The following is a 20,577-nucleotide window of genomic DNA, read 5'->3' as shown; positions in this document are numbered from 1 at the left end:
ATAAAAATATTTTAATCCTTTGAATATTACTCTTTGATGGAGTGGGTGCAAATTTGTTATTATTAGGGTTAGCAATAACAGGAAGCCTTTTATTTTGCCAATTCCCAAGAATGGAGAGTGCTCATTTCGATACTAAAAAAAACTACTAATTTAGTGTTATAAGGGTTTTCAAAAACAATTTCCTCATTGTTAGCTGTGAAGGAGGACCCTGGAATACTTTGGATTATGTGATATTGGGCATACAATACATAACTAATAGTCATAATTCCAATACAATAGAGTCAAGTAAAATGAATTTACCGCCTACCTTCATGGAAAGAATTTAAAACTCAAAATATTTTGTAGTTATACTAATTATTATGTTTATGTGGGTATGAATTTGCGACTATAAGGAGGCTGAAAACGAGGTGTTAGAAAGTTGATGGAATTAATTAATCAGCTTAAAGGCCGTTTATATTTCCTTATCCTGCTCTTTTTCATGACCCTTTTGGAAAGACCGGATTATGAGGTTTACTTCTCGCCTTACATCCTCAATATAAGTGTCCAAAGTAAGGCTGTATATTATTTTTTTAAAAGATGGTATATTGAAAAACCTCATTTTATGGGTGTTAATGTAAGAGATAATTTCAATGTCGGGGTATAGGGATAGGGAGGGAAGTGTAAGAGGATTACCTTCCAGATGGGAAGAGATACCTGCTACTTTTCCTTTATCCACTATAAGGTCCTCTAATCCAAAAGCCTTACTTAATTCTTTTTTTTGCAGCTGACTTAAGGATTGTCTTACCAATGCCATTCTTATAGCATCTGCCGATAATCCAATAGGCTTCCCCAAAGCCCGGTATGGGCTTTTATTTTTGATCTTATAAAGTAATATAGCATCATAAAAATCCATGAGTACCACTATATATAAGTTGTCTTAGGATAATTTAATATAGAACAATTTAGTTCTGTATCGAACATATGTTTTATTTTTGGATCTACAGGAAGGTTCAGGCTGACTAATTAAGTGCTGCCCTTATAATTTAATAAAAAATGGCTATTCTACCTTATGAACACTAATCAATTTTTACCTACATAAGTATTTTTGAGACCTCGGGAATCTGAGTTAATCCGAATTTATGGCCTAAGTATGTTTTAGAGTTTCATCTAAAATATTTTCGATAAACAGTATTATTAATGGAGGCATTATGATTTAGCTGGATTTGTTTAATTGAGTTAATTAACGAGGGCGATTGCAAGAATTTTCTTTTCTAAATAGCAAAACTTAGGCCTTATTTCAAGAAAAATCTTACGTATCTTGCTGTATTCATTATAATAGACATTTAATTTCATACGATGAGATGGACAACATTAATTTTAGTGTTTACCTATTTTCAATGTTTTTCTCAAAACGTTGTTTATGATAGCTTATACAATAAAATAACCAAAGAGTTATTGGCCTCCAGACCAGTTAAAGCCTTAGTAGATACAGAGCAGCTTTACCAATTATCTAATAGTGAATTAGAAAAAGTGAAGGCTTTACTGCTAAGAGCCCATATCTTACGCCAGCATGGATTAAAAAAAAAGGCCATAAAAGTGGTCGAACAGGCAGAGAATATCGCTTCTAAATCAGGTGAGAATTTTTGTATAGCAAGATCAAACGGAATGTTATCTACCTTATATCGTGAAAGTGGAGTTATTTTGTTGGGGAAACGTGCTCTCAGCAAAGCTATTGAGGCTAGTAATAATATAGAAAATATTGATGACTCATTCAGGTTTCGTGCTAATCTCCAACAAGAGTTAGCATACTATGCAATGGAAGAGGGAAAATACGGAAAAGCTATAACTTCATTAGAACAGGGAAAAAAGTATTTTAATGAAATTGAGAGAGATAGTACTATTCTATTCCATTTATCGGTAACCAATGAGTTGATAGGTAAAAATTATTTGCGCTTGCAGAATACAGACTCAGCTTTTTACTATTTCCAAAAGGCAAAAGATGATCTACATAATTCCGCATTTTCCAAAAGTCCATTAAAAGGATTTATATATAATGGACTAGGGGAAGCCTATTTACTTGAAGGGGATTTTGAAAATTCCTATATCCAATTAGAAAAAGCCTTAAACATTGCTGAAGCTTCTAATTTTTATAATTTAAAAGTAGAAGTTTACAAAACGTTTCAAGACTATTATAAAGCTTTAAACGATAATAACAACTATATTCTTTATAACGAAAAGCGGGAGGAATTAACTTTAATGGAAGAGCAGAACCGAAAGGAAATTGCCAATCAATTGCTTCAAACATTAGAGGAAAAGCAGCTGGAATTGGAAATGGAATATAGAAAATACATTATGGTTTTAATGTGCTTGATTCTATTTGTTTTCTTGCTGTTTTTCGGTGCTCTTCTATATCGAAAAAAGAAGAATGGAAAAAACACTCAAAACCCTTCTCTTAAGAATGATATGAGATCTAAAAAAGAAAATAAATCTACTGGTTGTTATAAGGATAGTAGATTTATGCCCAAGGAAACTGAAAATTATATATTGGGTAAATTAGAGCGATTCGAAAGTTCGAATGATTTCTTGGACAAGAGTATTTCCTTAACAACCCTAGCAGCCAAAATTGAAATTAATACACGATACTTGTCCTATGTAATAAAAGAACATAAGCATACGGATTTTACTACGTATATTAACGAATTGAGGATAAGTTATATAGTTGATCGCTTAAAAAAGGATCCCGATTACTTACAATATAAAATAAGCTACCTTGCTGATATATGCGGATTTGCCTCCCACGCCAGATTCTCCGTTACCTTCAAAAAAATTACAGGGATAGCTCCCTCCGAATTTATTGAATGTTTAAAGATTAATACCACATAAAAGATGGGGACTAAATAAGTAATGCAATACTTAAATCTTCAGTGGTTCATAATCTTAGGATAATTTAAAAAGTGTTATGCCATTACTTACCTTAGTTCGCTATGCTTCTAGTGCTCAATTATCCGTAGGTGTGAGCTTTGTATATGACTCCCATTAAATTTCCTTAGACAATCCTTAACTTCTTGTAATTTATTTAGGAGAAAGAGGGGGGTACGGGTAAAAGTTTCTAGCCATAACCATTGTTTTAGGTAAATACTAACTTCAGAATGTAGAGATACTTACTTTCAACTATAATATGTCCTAGAAGCCTCTAACTAACACGATGGAATTTCTATGGCGATGCACTCTACCATTGTAACCACATTTTCTTGCAACTAAGACTCCTGAATATTATCCTACTATTCAGTACCACCTCCTTTAATTCATTTAGACTGTACCTAGTTTTTATGTGCTTTTTATGTGTTCAAATCGTAAATAAACACACTTCAATGTAGTTGAAAAAACAAACATTCCCCTATAAATTCTGACAATTCCAAACATATTATTGGTTAGGCTCGTTGTTGGGAAGATGGGAACAAGCAACAGCCTTAGATTATGATTTTAAGCTTGTTAGAGGATGGATTTAAGCTTTATGTTTTACATAAAATCAATAGTTGAAATCTACATGGATTACGCTATACATAAATAATCCGATTGTTTTTTAAAATAATATTAGTGCAATTTTGCTTCTCCATTATTAACGAGAAAACCTGCAATAACGTGTCAAAAATAGCAACTATTGTGTGTAGGGTAATTACTATTCGTTGTACGTAATAAAAAAATCGTTGAACAATCTTAAATTTAATAAATCATTCATGAGAAAAACTACAGTTATAGCCGTTACCTTTTTATTGGCTCTGTTTAATACAATAAATGCCCAGGTAGGGATTGGGACTCCAATACCCAGTGACGCTAGTATGTTAGATATTGTGGCTACTGATAAGGGGGTCTTAATACCTAGAGTGAAACTAACAAGTACAATTATTTTTGAGCCTATCACTGGAGATAAGGTGGAGAGTATACTTGTCTATAATACGGAGTCTTCTAGTGTAGATTCCGCAAATCCTGTTAAACCTGGTTTCTACTATTGGCAAGGTAATGAATGGCAGCGTATTGTTACTCAAGATGAATTGGATGAGGCTATAGCCAATTTAGGGGATACCTTTAATATATCCTTCGATAGGCTTCACGATCTGATTAACTATATAGTTCCGACTAATCCAAGTAACGAGGATGATAATGGGAACCCTATTGTTGTAGACGATCATTCTACTGTAGTTTGGGATGAGACTACCAATTCCTTTTATGTAGTAGCTTATGATGCAACTGCCCAAACCTATGTGAAAAATCTTATTAATCTAAATGCACTGCTAGCAGGGATTGAAACTAATACCTTTATTCGCGTTAATGCTAATGCGGGCGCCCCAGATACGTATCATTTCTTTTCAGAGGCCGCTATTAAGGCATGGTTGTCTGTAGAAGCAAATGTCGGAAAAGATCCTGTTACCGATATGCCAATAGGACCAGACGTAGTTACTATTAATGTAGTGGGCGATGTGGTAGCTAACTTCGAGTATGTTTTAAATCAGAAGATTACTTACGAGGGAGAAGAGCTTACCATAGAACAAGTTATACAGAATATTTCTTCTGAAGTGGATGGAAATGTAATCTATAAGGAAATAAATCCAGGCGAATGGGTTTTTCAATATTACAATGCCTCCACAAATCAGTATGAAACAATTAGTTTATCAGAGTTAGTTCAGAATTCAGAAAGTAACACCTTCATTAAAAAAGTTGAGGCGGTAATTGCTGCAGACGGAACGGTTACTTCACCAACTGTTTATTATTACTTTTCTGAAACAGCTATTAAAGATTGGTTGGCGGCAGATATAACTAATATTAATCCCGAGATCAATATGCCAAATACTGCGGATGGTGTTGTGGCGATAACGGTTACTGCTGATGACGTAGCAGCTAACTTTGAGCAAGTTTTAAATAAATCTATCACCTTTGAAGGGGAACAACTAACTGTGGAGCAGGTTATCCAAAAGATTTCTTCGGTAGCCGGAAATGTCATTTACACCGAGGTGGATGGTGAGATGGTATTCCAATACCACAATGGAACGGAGTATGTGACGATAAATTTGGATCAAATAGTTCAGAGTTTAGAGAGTAATACATTTATTCGAAAGGTAGAGGCTGTAGTTGAGCCTGATGGTACGGTTACTTCTCCATCAGTATATTATTACTTTTCAGAGGAAGCTATTAAAAATTGGTTGGCTGCTGGTACCGGCAATACCATTGAAAATATGCCTAACAATGCTCAAGGAGTGGTAGCTATAACGTTGGCTGATGACGTAGCCAATGACTTTGATCATATCTTAAATCAAACTATTACCTATAAAAACAATCAGCTTACTATTGAGGAAGTAATCCAAACGATTTCTTCTGAAACAGATGGAAATGTGATTTATGTAAATGACAAGGATTCAACTGACCCTAATGCAGGGGATGAATGGGTGTTTAAATACTATGATACAACAACAAGTCAGTATGTCACTATCAATTTGGGAGATTTGGTTACTAATAATGAAACTAAAACTAAAATATCCCGTGCAGTCATAAGTACTGATGGTGAGGCGCCTACTTATGAAGATTCTACAACAGAATCTTCGCCTACAGCAGCTGGGCAGATACTATATAAATACGAGGCAGAGGGTGGTAATATCAACTATTTAAACCTAACTGAAGACATGCTTCACTCAATTGAGAATAACGAATCGATTAAAAATGCGATTACGAATATTCTTAATGAAGGCGGGAATGTTCTTTTTGGAGACGTTACCATTGGTGGAACAAATTATACGGGAGTATTACATTACTACGACGAAAATGGTGACGCACAACTTATAGATGTTTCTAAGACCTTAATTCAGAATCTAATTGACAACTCTACGCAAGTTCAGGAATTAAAGAACGTATTAGGAAATAAGTATGTAGAGAATACTTTGATCTATACAGGTGATACAATAGATGGTAAAGTTGTGGCTGCGTATAAAACAACCACTACAATAGGTTCGCATACAGCGGTAACCGGTGGGATTTCTTTGCCGCAAGCTCCATCAGGGGTGGTTTCTATTTCTCTTTATCAGAACGGGAATCTAATAACTAATTTAACTACAGACCATGTGATCTCTGGAAACAATGTAGATTTTAATATAGGAGTTGGGAATCACTATCAAGTGTTGCCTGAAGGGTCTTATGAGGTGATTATAGAATTCACTGTAGTACAATAAAACTAAGTGCTAGTAAACTTTAAATGCTCCCCGCTTATAAGTGGGGAGCATATATAAATTGTTATTGGTCATGTTGCAGGTGTGTGTCATGCTTTAAGAGGGTAGGAAGGAAGACAAAACCAAAAGTTAGAAACGATTTTAGAATGAAGAGATCTTTACGTAATATATTTTTCCAGCATAAAGCGATTTGGAGACTGGGTGTGTTATTTCTGGCTCTTACAGGGATGCCTCAACAAAGTAGGGCGCAGACCAAGGTGCTTGCGAATGAAATCACCTATACCAGCGGGAAGAAAGGGGGAATTAATACTTCGCCTACGGTAGAAAATCCTAATAATTCACTTTCTGATAATGATGATTATGCAAGGTTATTAGCTTCTCCGGGACTTGCTGCAGGCTTAGGATCCTATAAAGGGATTATTGAACTGAAATTTGCTCAAACTCTCCCTGCAGATAGGTGGTCCTATGTGCGCATGGAAGGAGACTCTGATCTCTTTAGAGCACTACTTGGTGGAAGTTTAGGGAATACATTAGGAACTGTACTTGGAGCAGTACTTATTGGAAATCAAGAAGTTATTATTGACGCTCGAATGGGAAGCACTTCAGTGTTTTCTCGTTCTAGCACCTTAGGCTTTGGTACAGATCGTGTAAAATTAATCCAAGATGGAGGTGGAAATAACTACCTCGCAATCCGTCCGGCTAACAATTATGACCGACTTCGTATCACTAATCAGATTGGTTCGTTGTTAGGAGTTGGAAATGAAAAGACATTAGATGTTTACAATGCATTTTATTATGAAGACACTGGAGACGACTGTGGTCGCCCATTTGCTACCTCTTTTGATGGTGGCGGGGGAATTGGATTGGAAGTTGCCGATTTAAACGATCAGAATCTTAGTAATGCTATTGATAATGATCTAAATACTTTTTCGCGATTAAAGTCCTCCTCTATTTTAGATGTGAATGTAGCCAGTACACTTTCACAATACTTCTACTTTCCAAGTACTTCGGCAGGAACTACTACAGCAAATATTAAACTTGCCTTAGGTTCTGGAGGTTTGGTAAATACTGATTTATTAGGAGCTGTAGAAATTATCTTTTTCGAAGATAATACTATTGTAAGTAGAAAATCATTACAGAGTAGCTTACTTAATAATACCAATGCACTAACTTTATTAGATAACGGAGACCCAGTAACTTTAACTTTTGCTCCAGGTAAGGCTTTTGATCGTATTGCGATTAAACTTAGCTCGCCAGTAGGAGTGAATTTATTAGGAAATGGGGTTAAAATCTATGACGTACAACGTTATGACGATGCTGCTGGATGTCCAAATCCAGAGATAGCTGCTTTACCATTCCCAACAGAAGACCCATTTGAAAGCGCTTCTTGCGCCAGTTCATTAATCCATTTTGATAATGTAGACTTTGCAGAGCATGCCGTTGATGGTAACAACGAATCTTATGCAACGCTATATGCAGATTCAGGTAACTTATTAGTGAGCGGGTCAACAACAGGTTTTATAGAAATGGATCTAGGCCAAACGGTCCCTGCCAATAAAACAACTTATGTTCGTGTTAATTACGACCAGGATGTTTTGGATAGGTTACTGGGAGGGAGTCTAGGAAAGTTAGTAGGAGATTTAGCGAATAGCTTACTTCTAGGGAATCAGTTTTTTGAGGTGGAAGCGAATAATGGAGATACAAATGTACTAACCGCTACTAGTTCGGATGCATTCGAAGGCACCTCCAATGGTGTGGTTACCTTAGTGCAAGACAATATTGGGCGCTATTATATTGCTATTACCCCAAATGCAGACTACAACCGTGTACGAATTACAAATCATGTAGTAGCAGTGTTGCCTACAGGTAAAAAGGCTTCTTTGGATGTTTATAATGCCTGTTTCGAAATTGGAACAGAATCTTGTTCTCTAGCTAACTTTACTTCTTATAGAGGTGGAGGAGTTGGTTTAAACCTTGGAAATATTTCTAATGTTGGCGTAACAAATGCCTATAGAACCATCAGCGGAAATTCATCGGATTATTCAGAGATTAATCTAGGTGTCGCTGGGTTAGCGGCACATGTATATCAAACGATTTATTTTAGTCAGCCCTCAAAAGCTAATGATAAGGTTAAAATTAGATTGGCAATCGAACCTTCTTCCCCCTTGAGTTTAGATGTATTAGGTAGGTATCAAATTAAATTCTTTAATGGAGCAACGCAAGTTGGAACTTCTGAAACTTTAGAAAGTGGTTTGATTAATAATATAGATGTTGTAGCCTTATTTAATTCGGGTGGCATTGTTGAGTTAGAATATGAACCTACGGGTACTTTTGATCGAGTAGATATTGGGGCAGAATCTATAGCAAGTGTGAATGTAGCTACAGAACCTTTACGGGTTTATAGTGTAGAGCGATATGGAGATAATTGTACATTGACAAACGCTCCTTTCCCTTTTGAAGAGCCTTCTTGTTCTACAACATTAATAGATGCACATAACGCAGACAATCTTCAAAATTTATTTGACGATGATTTCGACAGCTATGCAACTTTAAAATCGGGAGCAGGAGTCCTTTTTGGATTAGGAAATAAATATGAAGCCTATGTAGAAATGGGGTACGAACAACCTGTTTCTGCAGGAACTACATCTTATGTCCGTATAGATTTCGAAGAATCAATTCTTGAGGGCTTGCTTGGCGGAAGTCTTGGAAACGTAGTGTCTGGATTATTAGATGGTTTAGTATTAGGAGATCATTACTTTAAAGTAGAAGTCAAGAATGCCAATGGTGCTGTAATAGAGCACGCAAGTAGTAATCTAGCTTCTACTGGTGGTAATAGCGCCATTCGTGTGGTGCAAGATGTTGCAGGTAGGTATTATATAGCTGTTACCCCTACTGCGGATTATCAGTCTGTTCGTATTACCGATGCCACCAATAGTGCGTTAGGATTACTGGCTCAGCCAAATACTATGAATATTTATGGGATGTGCCACGAAACCAGCCAGGACAATTGTATGGAGGCTTTTGCCACCTCTTATGAAATTAATGGGATAAATCTAACTGTAAATCAATTATCGGGCATGGGTGTAGATAACCCACATTATGCGATAGATAAAAATAGTTCCCAAGGATCACTGATTAGTAATGGAACTTTAGCAGTAGGCGCTTCTACCAAACAATGGATTTTCTTTAATAATGTTTTTGATGCTGACGGAGCAGTAAATATTTCCTTTAAAACTCAAGCTGGAGCAGTAGATCTTGATCTTTTGGGAAGCCTGGAAATAAAGGCCTATTTAGGAGATGTGGAAGTAGCTTCTATAGATTGGCATAATGGGTTTGTAAATGGAGTGAACGTTCTACAACTTTTGAGTAACGGAGCGGTAGTAAACCTACCATTTAAGCCGGGTGTACCTTTCGACCGTATAACCGTAGGTATTAGAACAACTGTTGGTGCATCTGTTTTTCCACCGGTAGAGTTATTTGACGTTGAACCCTGTGTAGTTTTTAACACTAAACTACTGAGCAACCCGAACATCACTAATAAATTAAGAAACTAAATACTAAAACTACGCCCACAGTATGGCTTTTAGCCATAAAATACATATCGCTATGAGAAAAATATTTTTAACCCTAACGATCGCGTTATCTGGATTAAATGCAATTGCACAAACTGGAATTGGAATACCTAGCCCAAATCCATCTACTCAACTTCATATTGAAGCTTCCGATAAAGGGGTATTAATACCACAGGTTTCACTTACAAGCTTAACCGATGCCACTTCTATAGAGGGTGGAAACGTGAATAGCCTATTAGTATTTAACCCTACAGATACCAATAGTTTAGCACCAGGGTATTACTATTGGTTTCAAACAGAGTGGAAGCGCTTAATGCCAAATGGAGATATTTTCGCTAATGTTAAGTACGATGGAACTAACTTTTTCTATTTAAATGATTCTGGCGTTGAAACTCCAATCAGCTTAGAGGATTTAGTTCAGAACTCTGAGACCAATACATTCATCCGTAAAGAAAATGCAGTGGTAGAAACCGATGGTACGGTTACTTCACCAACGGTTTATTACTATTTCTCAGAGGAAGCTATCAAGAACTGGTTGGTTGATCCTGGTAATACCGATATATCAACGATGCCTAATGACGCCCCTGGAGTACTTGCAATAGAAGTTGTTGGAGATATTGCGGATAATTTTGAGTATATCATAAATCAAACAATTACTTACCAAGGGGACGATGTCAGTATCGAGCAAATAATTAAAAATATTTCAGCTGAAGTAGACGGCAATGTGATTTATGTAAATGATAAAAACCCTAACGACCCTAATGCAGTGGATAACTGGGTTTTTAAATATTTCGATGGTAGCAACTACGTTACCATCGAAATAGGAGATTTGATTACAAATAATCAGCTTACATATGAAGTAGCTGGTAAAGATGACTATGTGGTGGTGACTGAAGAAGTTGATGCAAACTCACCTAAACTTACTACTTATAAGATTGATGTGAAAGCGGCTATGCCCAAGTTTTTCTATATGCCTACAATCTTATTTGACACATCCACTCTTGGGCAAAAGACAAAGGATCTGCACGCGGAATACCTAAGCCAATTTACAGGGCAAAATATGGATGTTTTTGTGAAGAATGCTTCTGCACCGGATGAAATACCGCATATTCCAGGACCGGGAGATTTAAACTATTACATCACGGACTATGATAATACCGTTCTCAACAATGTGAGCATTAGTGATAGTGGAATAATGACGTATGATGTGATCAAAAATGCTGGGCAGTACTCCTATATTACCGTGATTTTCGTGGTGAAATAATACTGTTGGAATGGTGCCTAAAGCAGCAAAGATCACAAATAATTTGATTAAGTAAATTCAAAAATATAAAACCATTTTATGCGCTACTTATACCTTCTTATTTTTTTCGGTGGCTCCGTAATGGCTCAGAATGCTAATCTCCATAATAGGGGAGAGGTGTTTGTAAACCCCAATACCCTAGTAAGTATAAGGGCTAGCTTCTTTAATGAAGCTCCGGCAACATTTATAAACGAAGGTCAGGTATACTTTCACGGTGATGTGAAAAACGATGGGGTTTTAGATTTTACCCGAGAAACGGGATTATCTGTTTTTGTGGGGAACAGAAGGCAAATGTTTCATGGAGCACAGCCAATTTACTTTAATAACCTATTACTGGAGAATAATAGTGAAGAGGCACCTTTTCACCTTTATAATGAAATCAATGTATATGGAAGGGTAAACTTCAAGAAGGGTATAGTAAATAATGAAAGCTATGGTGGATCATTTATTTTTAGAGAAAACGCCCATCATACGAATGCATCGGATGATAGCCATGTAAACGGTCAGGTAATAAAAACAGGTGACGAAAATTTTATTTTTCCAGTTGGTGATGACGGGTATTATCGGTTTGCTGGGGTATCTACCATAGAGATACCAACTAATTATCAAACACAATACTTTATTGAAAACACATATGATAAATACCCTCATAGTCAGAAACAAGAAAGCATTTCCTTAATTAATAATTCTGAATACTGGACAATTGTACCGACTGATAATTCAGAAAATGAAATCATGATAACGCTTTCTTGGAGAATGGAAACATCGCCAGAAAACATAATTACAGCTCCACAGGAAGACCGTATTCATATTGCAAGATGGGATGAGGATTTACAAAAGTGGATAGATGAAGGAGGAATTGTCAATGTCGATGAAAAAACAGTAAGTACAGTGGTCAACAAATTCGGTGTCTTCACCCTTGCGAGAGTTAAGGAGGATAAGACCGTACCGTGTGACTTTATAGTTTATAATGCCATTACACCTAACAATGATGGGATGAATGATTATTTCCGCATCGAAATGTCCGATAATTCATGTGCTAAAAATCTAAGTGTTCAAATCTTTAATAGGTGGGGTGTGAAAGTTTTTGAAGCAGATAATTATGGAGTTGGAGGCAATGTATTTAAAGGCTATTCAAACGGAAGAGTAACCCTAGATTCTGATAGGAAACTCCCTCCTGGTACATACTATTACGTATTGAATTTTGAGTATGAAACTGGTAACGGGTTGGATAACCGAAAAGAAGCTGGATACCTTTTTCTTTCCGGAAACTAATTAATGCATATGAAAAATAATATATTCAAAACTTGTGGAGTATTAATCATACTGATAAGTACTCTTACAGTGAATGCACAAAGTGATTCACAGTTTACACAATACATGTATAATGCCATAAGCTTTAATCCTGCCTATGCCGGGAATCGTGGTTCATTAACCATGATGGCAATGTATCGAAACCAGTGGGTTGGATTGGAAGGGGCGCCTGAAACACTAAGTTTTTCCATTCACACACCTGTAGGAATTAAGCGTGTTGGGCTTGGGTTAGGTGTTACCAGTGATAAAATCGGTCCATCCTCAGAAAACACAATCACAACGGATTTTTCCTATACCGTTCAACTGAATAGGGAAAATATGAAGTTGTCATTTGGTATGAAAGCAGGACTCAATTTACTGGAAATAGATAAAAACAAATTGATGATCCATGATCCGAATGACCATCATTTAGAGAATAGAAATGTGGCAGCTCCGGTAATAGGAACAGGCCTTTATCTTCACACCGATCATTGGTATATTGGCCTATCTACTCCAAACATTCTTGAAACGGAAGCGTATGATGATATTAAAGTCTCCACGGCTGCAGAGAAGATGCATTTGTATATGACAGCAGGATATGTTTTTGATCTCAATACGGAACTTAAGTTTAAGCCTGCAGTATTAACAAAAGCAGTCTTAGGAGCGCCATTAAGTGTGGATATATCTGCAAATTTTCTTGTTAGGGAACGTATAACATTTGGGGCCGCATACCGGTGGGATGCCGCTGTAAGTGCTTTAGCTGGCTTTCAAGTCAGTGAGAATATCATGATAGGTTATGCATATGATTATGAAACCACCGATCTAGGCAATTATAACCATGGTTCGCATGAGGTTTTTATGCGCTTCGAGCTAGGAACCCGCCTGAAAAATAAGGTAAATCCCCGATTCTTTTAATGTATTAAGTTTAAAATCATGATCAGAAATACATATGGCTTTTGGTGCCTACTAATTCTTTTAATGAATAGTGCCTTACTTTTTTCTCAAGAGCGTCAGATAAAAAAGGCAGATAAGGAATATGCGGCATATGGATATCTAAATGCGAGGGATGTATATCTCCAAGTTGCTAATAGAGGATATGAATCACAAGAGCTTTTCACCAAAATTGCCAACTCCTACTATTTCACCGCTAATTATCAAAAGGCCTTAACTTGGTATGAGAAAACTTTTAAAACAGAAGACTATAAGCCCAATCCAGAAACCTATCTGCGATATGCACAATGTCTCAGGGCAACCGGACAGGGGGAAAAGGGGAAAGAGTATTACAATAAATTTGTAACATTATCTGGGAAATCCTTGGAAGGAAAAACCCTTACTGCCAAGGATTATTTAGAACTGATAGAAAAAAATTCACATAGATATGAGATCAAGTACCTAGAGAACGTTAATACGGATGCTACTGAATTCGGTAATACCGTATACGATGGGAATTTAATATTTTCCTCAAATCGTGGTGTTAAAGGTGGCCTTATTTCACGAAAAGGCGCATGGGATGGAATGAACTTTCTTGATCTTTATAAAGTCGACATCAACGAAGAATACGAGCCAGAAGGTGAACCTAAGTTACTGCGGGGAGATGTTAATGGGAAATATTATGAGTCATCAGCGGTTATTACTCGAGATGGTAAAACAATGTATTTTACACGGAATAATTTTACCCCGAACAATAAGAACAATGATGAACACTTAAAAATATATCGTGCGTATTTGGTCAATGGAAAATGGACCAACATTGAAGACTTGTCTATAAATGACGATACTTTTTCCACCGCACACCCAGCTTTAAATTCATCGGAGACAAAACTTTACTTTTCATCGGATAGACCTGGGGGATACGGGCAATCTGACCTTTACATGGCTCCCATTAGTGATAAAGGGGAAATTGGTGAGCCAATAAACCTTGGAGCAAAAATCAATACGGCTGGCAAGGAAACTTTTCCTTTTGTCTCAGATTCCGACGAGTTATATTTTTCTACCGATGGTCATTTTGGTTTAGGTGGCATGGATGTCTTTTATGTAAAAATACTGGAGGATGGTTTTGGTAGTCTTTTAAATGTGGGTAGACCGATCAATTCCTATGCAGACGACTTTTCTTTTGGAATTAACTCAAGCACAAATCGAGGCTTTTTTAGCAGTAATAGAAACCCGGAATATCAGATTAACGGAAAGGACCCTATAAGTCATGAAAGTAATAAGCCATTCGTTAATGATAATATTTATAGTCTAAAGGAGCTAAAACCTATTAATGATTTTTACCAGGCGAAGATATATGGTGTTGTTACAGATGCCGGGAGTCAACAACCTATTGCCAATGCTTTGCTTGAAGTTTATCAAGACGATGGAAGCATTTACAAGAGGGTGTCCACTAACCAGCAAGGACGTTATGAAATAGATATAGATTATTATTCGGTTTATCGCTTAAGAGCTACCTATCCAGACTATGATGGTAATGAAAAAGTGAGTACTGCAGAGAGAAAGGAGCAATCCATAGATTTTGTGTTACAACAAAATAGGTTGGAACTTGTTCCTGGAGTAGATATCGCCAAAACATTAAATATCGATAATATATTCTTTGATTTTGATAAGTCCAATATATCGAAGGCTGCACAAGTTCAGTTGGAGAAGTTGATAGTTGTACTTGAAGATAATCCGAAGCTTAAGATCAATATTCAATCTCATACAGATAGTAGAGGTAGTGATGCATATAATTTAGCACTTTCCAAACGTAGAGCAGCTTCTACAAAAGCTTATTTGGTAAAAAGAGGAGTAGATCCAAATCGATTAAATGCAGAAGGCTATGGAGAACTACAATTGACTAATAGGTGCTCTAACAATGTTCCCTGTACGGAAGAAGAACATCTAAAGAATAGGAGATCCGAATTTGTTGTGGCAGACTAGTTCCCTATAACATAGGATTAGCTATTCCTAAATTATTAGCTTTATTAAAATACCCTCCTGAAGTTGATTTCTTTACTGATAGCTTAACCTTAAAATAAAATCCATTTTTAATTTAATTGAGCCAAGATTAGATGTGATAAAATCTTTTAAATACTACGGAAGGGAGATCTGGGACAAGCCTCTAAAGGAATTATTGGGTGTAATAATATAAAAGAGTTCAAAATTTATGGATATCAGTGCGTACCTTCCTTTCAGTAAACCTTTAGGGTTACCCCTCAATCTATATAAGAACTATTGTAAACTAGTCGCTACATTACTCGATGTTCCAACTTCTTCGGTGGAGTTATTGGAGTCAATAAATGAGCAAAATCATTCCTCAGAACATGCTCTTAACCATACATCAGCATTAGAGAACGGTATAAGATCTCATTTTCAAAAGAACCCCAAGGAGATACTTATTATAGAAAACCTCTCAGACTACGATAAGCTTAAGGAAAACAGGTCTCAGTTCCGTGGAGCTCACCCTAGCTGTATGTTGATTATGCCCTTGGTTGATTTTTCTGGGAGACTTCAGGGAATTCTCGTTGTTACCAGTGGGCAAGTTATAACCTTGGATGAGAATGTAAAAGAAGGTTTGAAAATAGTGGCAGATCTCATAATAGACGCTATAGTAGATCAATATGAACAGCCTTTACCCACCTTCAACTGGTCCTATAAAGAGCTAGGAAACTTATCGGTATCGGAAACAGTTGAATCAATTGCCATCTTCAATTGGAAACTGGAATTAAAAACAAATAATTTCTATGTAAATCCTAGGTTTCTACAATTTCTAGGTTATGCTTCTGATGAGTTGCAGGTGGATTCCCTCAGCCTATGGAAAAAGCTTGTTCACCCGCTGGATAGGCAGAAATTTACTAAGGAGGTGGCGAATTGGACCGAAAATAATACAACTTCTCACGAATTGGAGTTCCGGATGATCCATAAGCATGGGCAAGTTGTTTGGTTGTGTTTTTCATTGAGTAAAAAAATCAAAACAGAATGGAACCATTCAAAAATTATTGAAGGTGAAATACAGGATATCACCGCACAGAAAAAGGTCTGGGGGCAGATAGATTTTCTCTCTCCAAAACTTTCTTCAGTGATTCAAGCAGGGTATAACTGGTTAAGTATTATTGATAATAAGGGAACAATTACCTATTCTAATATAGGTAGCGACCTAATTGTAGGTTTTAGTCAGGAGGAATTACAGGGAACGAATTACTCTGAATTTGTACATAGGGAGGACCGGGAAAACATGCAGAGTAACCTTACAAAGTTTCTAAATCATCAACCCTTTATAGCGAGTCCCTTTAGATTTAAACATAAAGATGGTAGTTGGAGATGGATAGAGGTAATTCTTCTCAATTATAATGAAGATCCAGAAATCCAAGGTGTGGTTGTAAATGCTCGGGATATTACCCAAACAAAGTCTGTAATTTCTAAATTAAAAAATTCCCAAGAAAACCAAAAATTTCTATTTAATTCTTGCACACAGCCAAAGTATCTCCTAGACATAAAAACATATAAAATTCTGGAGGTTAATAACAAAATGGTTAAACTTTTCGGTTACAGTAAGGAAGAGCTTATAGGAATGAATGGTTTAAATCTAATCTCCCCAACCGATGAACCAAATTTTATCAAGGCTGTGGAGGACTCAAAATTCAAAGAATTTACAAATAGTAAGGGTATATTCACGTATAAAAGCAAAACTGGTGAACTATTCCAATTGGAATTGGTGGGCCATTCCATAAAACTTGAAGACCGTAATTGCATTTTGGTCAGCTGTAAAGACGTTTCCGATAGAGAGACGTATTTACAGGATCTTAAGGAATCTGAGCAGCGTCTTAAAAAAGCGGCAGCTATTGCCCAATTAGGGTACTATAGTTTGGATATAAACACCTTAACCTGTACCTGGTCAGAAGAGGTTTATTCCATATGGGGTAGATGTAGAGAAAACTTTAATCTAAACTATGAAAACTTTTTGGGTACCATTCACCCTGATGACCTAGGTCATTTTGATAAACCTGACCATCATTTGTTTTCCGACCCTGGGATGTATAACCTTACCTATAGAATAGTTTTACCTGATGGCTCAATAAAATGGGTGCATGCTTTGGGACAGCTAGTTAAAGGGGGAAATGATAAACCATTAAGAATTGAAGGTACTATTCAGGATGTAACCGAACAAAAACAAGAAGATCAGCAACTTAAGCTTCTAGAATCCGTGGTTACTAATACCGGTGAGGCAGCAATTATATTTGAGGCACTACCTTTTCACCAATACCCCCATAGGATTATTTATGTTAACCAAGCATTCGTAACCATGACCGGATATTCAAAAAAAGAATTGCTCGGACAATCCTCATCGTTATGGAAAGATCCCTATTGGGTTGGTATCGAATTTCAAAGAATGAAAGTATTCCTAGATGGTGGTGAAGCTTTTGAGCTGACAATTCAATGTAGAAGCAAAGTAGGTGAAGACTATTGGGTAAATATGGTGGTAAATCCAATAACCGATCAGGAAGGTAAATATACCCAGTGGGTTGCCTTGGTACGCGATGTTACTGAAACGCAGAACTTACAGTTTCAAAAAAGCGTCTTTAGCAAAATAGGAAGTGTATTCCAAGAAGATGCGGCTATTGAGACGTGCCTTACAAAAATGTTAGGACATTTAATTGATAGTCTAGATTACCAGTTAGGGCAAGTATGGCTTCCAAGTTTGGATAATACTTCCATGTCCCTCGTTGCTCACACAACCTCATCAGATAGCACCAAGTCAATTTTTAATATTTTAGGCAGTTTGGACTCCTGCAAAAAAGGGGAAGGACTTCCGTGGCAGGTATGGAAAAGCCAAGAAATCTTGTTATGGGATTCTATTGAGAAAGAAGTAGGTTTTGAAAGGAATTCAGTAGAGGATGTGATTTGTACTCAAGAAATTGTGGGAATTCCACTGAAACAAAATGATGGTGTTAAGGCAGTACTTGTTCTGGGAAAAGAAAAAAGCTTAAGGAGCCCAAGATTTTATGGAGAATTATTCAAGCAATTACAATTCAGATTAGGGAGTGATATAACTCGAAGGCAATTAGAGATTGAGCTTGATGAAATTTTTAGATTAACTCCAGCTATCTTAATTAAATCAGATATTAATGGTTATATAAAAAAAATAAACCCAGCTGTAAATCAGATTTTGGGATATTCGGAAGACGAGGTTCTTGGCAAGAATGTAACAGACTATATTCATCCTGACGATATCTTAAAAACAATTGATAAGCTGGAACAGCTTAAACAAGGAAAACCTGTAACCTATTTTGAGAACCGTTATCTAACTAAGGAGGGGAAGACTAAATGGATTAGTTGGTCTGCTAACCTTACACAAGAGAAAGGAATAGCCTATGCGGTTGGAACAGATATTACTGAGAAAAAAGTGCTAGAGGAATTGGTTGAAGAGGTTTCCGAATTGGCACGTATAGGCGCTTGGGAAATTAATATAGAGAAAGGTAGCGTGTACTGGTCAGAGATGACCAAAAAAATACACGAAGTGGATAATAATTACGTCCCGGATATTGAAGGTATAATTAGCTTTTACTCAGACCAAGAAAACTCCGAGATGTTTTCTATGTTAATAGATAAATCTTATTATCCACATGAAGCATTTGATATAGAGATTCAAATTAATTCGGCAATAGGTAAGAAAAAATGGGTCCGAGTTATTGGAAAACCTGAATTTAATAATGGCGAATGTATTAGGGTCTATGGATCCATTCAGGATATCCATCAATTAAAAACTGCTCAATTAGACTATATTAGAACAAAAGAAGAGAAAAATTCTATTTTGGAAAGTATTGGGGATGCTTTTTTATCCTTTACAGAGAAAGGGATTGTGACCTATTGGAATAAGAAGGCCGAAGATTGTTTTGGAATTAAGCGAGAATCAGTTTTGGGTCATCCAATAGAACAGGTTTTTTCTCAATTCGCTAAGCATCAATGCTATAAAGACATCCAGAAGGCAATTAGAAAAAAGGATAAATTTATTCCTGAAGAGTACTTTCCTCATCTTAATAAATGGTATGAGGTTACTATCTATCCATCAGATTATGGTATTTCTATTTTTCTTAAGGATGTAAGTGAAAGAATTATTGCGGAGCGGGAGATTCAATTGACTAATGAGCGTTTTGCGAAGGTAGTAGAGGCTACAAATGATGTTATTTGGGACTGGGATATCCAAGAAAACACATTGTTTCTGAGTGAGGCTTTTAAATCCCTTTTTGGACATGAAACGGGTATAGAAAACCAAAATCTACAATTATGGGCAGATAAATTACACCCTGATGATAAAGCACGGGTTATTAATTCCTTTTATAAGGCCGTTCATGACCCGAAAATTAATTCATGGGAAGCTGAATATCGGTTCTTAAAGGCTTCAGGTGAATATGCTTACGTATTGGATAAAGGAATTGTAATTCGAGAAGGAAACGGAACCGCTAATCGGCTAATTGGTGCGATGACCGATATAAGTTTACGTAAGAACTATGAAAATTCGCTAAAACAACTTAACCGTACATTAGAAGAACGCAACCGAAATGTGGAAACACAAAATAAAATATTAAAGGACATAGCTTGGACCCAGTCGCATATAGTTAGGGCTCCTTTAGCCAGATTATTGGCACTTACTTATTTGATTCGAGATGGATTGGTTGAGGAAGAGGAGTTAATTGACTTGTTGGATAAAATATGTTTATCAGCAACAGAATTGGACTCCATAATCAAGGATATAATAAGGAAATCCCAACCCTTGGTGGCCAAAAAACTATAGTATAAACTAGAAAATAGGTATGGCGATGTTCAGTGGAATACTGTCCATTTTTCTTGCAATGTTCCTTAAACCTAAATGTTTATCATAATACACTAGAGATGGAACATAGTAATAGATAGGAAGGTTAGCGGAGTTGGAACTGGTTATAACGCAAATGTTGTAATTTAGAAGGGAAGAGATGGAATTATGTGTTTTAATAAAAGCTAATTTCACTATGTAGGGTTGCCGATAAACATGAGGAAAGATTGGTAGAAGAAAGATTCAATTTTTAACGATTAAAAAAAAGGCATAACTCTACAGAACAAGGGGTTAATCCCTTTTGACAAAACCGCACTTGGTTTTTAGTATACAACCAACAAAGCAGGGTACGAAGGTAGTATAAGTTAAAAAACTGAAGTAACCATGATAGAATCTGACGGCTAAGATTATATTTAAAGAGTTTTAAAG

At 36.4% G+C, this 20,577-nt stretch carries 9 protein-coding genes; 8 read left to right on the top strand and 1 reads right to left on the bottom strand.

Annotation, left to right across the window (positions count from 1 at the left end; genetic code table 11):
- Positions 1-451: 451 nt before the first annotated feature.
- Positions 452-892: a hypothetical protein gene (locus tag F1E73_RS12175; protein WP_150452048.1), complete on the bottom strand. Its 441-nt coding sequence runs from the start codon at positions 890-892 to the stop codon at positions 452-454.
- 443 nt (positions 893-1,335) lie between these two features.
- Between F1E73_RS12175 and F1E73_RS12170 the strand changes: the two genes are divergently transcribed.
- The 8 genes from F1E73_RS12170 to F1E73_RS12135 all read left to right on the top strand — a co-directional run bounded on the left by F1E73_RS12170 (position 1,336) and on the right by F1E73_RS12135 (position 20,130).
- Entirely contained in the window at positions 1,336-2,862 is a 1,527-nt protein-coding gene (locus F1E73_RS12170; protein WP_150452047.1) for a helix-turn-helix domain-containing protein, read from the top strand.
- Between the two features lie 854 nt (positions 2,863-3,716).
- Entirely contained in the window at positions 3,717-6,197 is a 2,481-nt protein-coding gene (locus F1E73_RS12165) for a hypothetical protein (RefSeq protein ID WP_150452046.1), read from the top strand.
- Positions 6,198-6,340: 143 nt separating this feature from the next.
- On the top strand, positions 6,341-9,748 hold the full coding sequence (locus F1E73_RS12160) for a hypothetical protein (RefSeq protein ID WP_150452045.1): 3,408 nt from the start codon (positions 6,341-6,343) through the stop codon (positions 9,746-9,748).
- A gap of 52 nt (positions 9,749-9,800) precedes the next feature.
- Complete coding sequence (locus F1E73_RS12155) at positions 9,801-11,030, top strand: hypothetical protein (RefSeq protein WP_150452044.1); 1,230 nt, start codon at positions 9,801-9,803, stop codon at positions 11,028-11,030.
- Between the two features lie 78 nt (positions 11,031-11,108).
- Entirely contained in the window at positions 11,109-12,344 is a 1,236-nt protein-coding gene (locus F1E73_RS12150; protein ID WP_150452043.1) for a gliding motility-associated C-terminal domain-containing protein, read from the top strand.
- A 3-nt stretch (positions 12,345-12,347) separates the two neighbouring features.
- A complete protein-coding gene (locus F1E73_RS12145) occupies positions 12,348-13,277 on the top strand; it encodes a PorP/SprF family type IX secretion system membrane protein (RefSeq protein ID WP_150452042.1) in 930 nt (309 codons plus the stop codon).
- Between the two features lie 18 nt (positions 13,278-13,295).
- Positions 13,296-15,278, top strand: coding sequence for an OmpA family protein (locus tag F1E73_RS12140; RefSeq protein WP_223883420.1), 1,983 nt, complete (start codon positions 13,296-13,298; stop codon positions 15,276-15,278).
- Between the two features lie 346 nt (positions 15,279-15,624).
- On the top strand, positions 15,625-20,130 hold the full coding sequence (locus tag F1E73_RS12135) for a PAS domain S-box protein (RefSeq protein ID WP_191089014.1): 4,506 nt from the start codon (positions 15,625-15,627) through the stop codon (positions 20,128-20,130).
- Positions 20,131-20,577: the final 447 nt, after the last annotated feature.

This window comes from Arenibacter lacus (genome assembly GCF_008711145.1).
Classification (GTDB): domain Bacteria; phylum Bacteroidota; class Bacteroidia; order Flavobacteriales; family Flavobacteriaceae; genus Arenibacter; species Arenibacter amylolyticus.
Note: the sequence above shows the minus strand (reverse complement) of the source record. Positions and strands in the feature narration are given on the sequence as shown.

Bases quoted from the DNA above. Each gene is read 5' to 3' on its own strand.
- F1E73_RS12175 (WP_150452048.1), bottom strand. From the start codon at position 892: ATGGATTTTTATGATGCTATATTACTTTATAAGATCAAAAATAAAAGC.
- F1E73_RS12170 (WP_150452047.1), top strand. From the start codon at position 1,336: ATGAGATGGACAACATTAATTTTAGTGTTTACCTATTTTCAATGTTTT.
- F1E73_RS12165 (WP_150452046.1), top strand. From the start codon at position 3,717: ATGAGAAAAACTACAGTTATAGCCGTTACCTTTTTATTGGCTCTGTTT.
- F1E73_RS12160 (WP_150452045.1), top strand. From the start codon at position 6,341: ATGAAGAGATCTTTACGTAATATATTTTTCCAGCATAAAGCGATTTGG.
- F1E73_RS12155 (WP_150452044.1), top strand. From the start codon at position 9,801: ATGAGAAAAATATTTTTAACCCTAACGATCGCGTTATCTGGATTAAAT.
- F1E73_RS12150 (WP_150452043.1), top strand. From the start codon at position 11,109: ATGCGCTACTTATACCTTCTTATTTTTTTCGGTGGCTCCGTAATGGCT.
- F1E73_RS12145 (WP_150452042.1), top strand. From the start codon at position 12,348: ATGCATATGAAAAATAATATATTCAAAACTTGTGGAGTATTAATCATA.
- F1E73_RS12140 (WP_223883420.1), top strand. From the start codon at position 13,296: ATGATCAGAAATACATATGGCTTTTGGTGCCTACTAATTCTTTTAATG.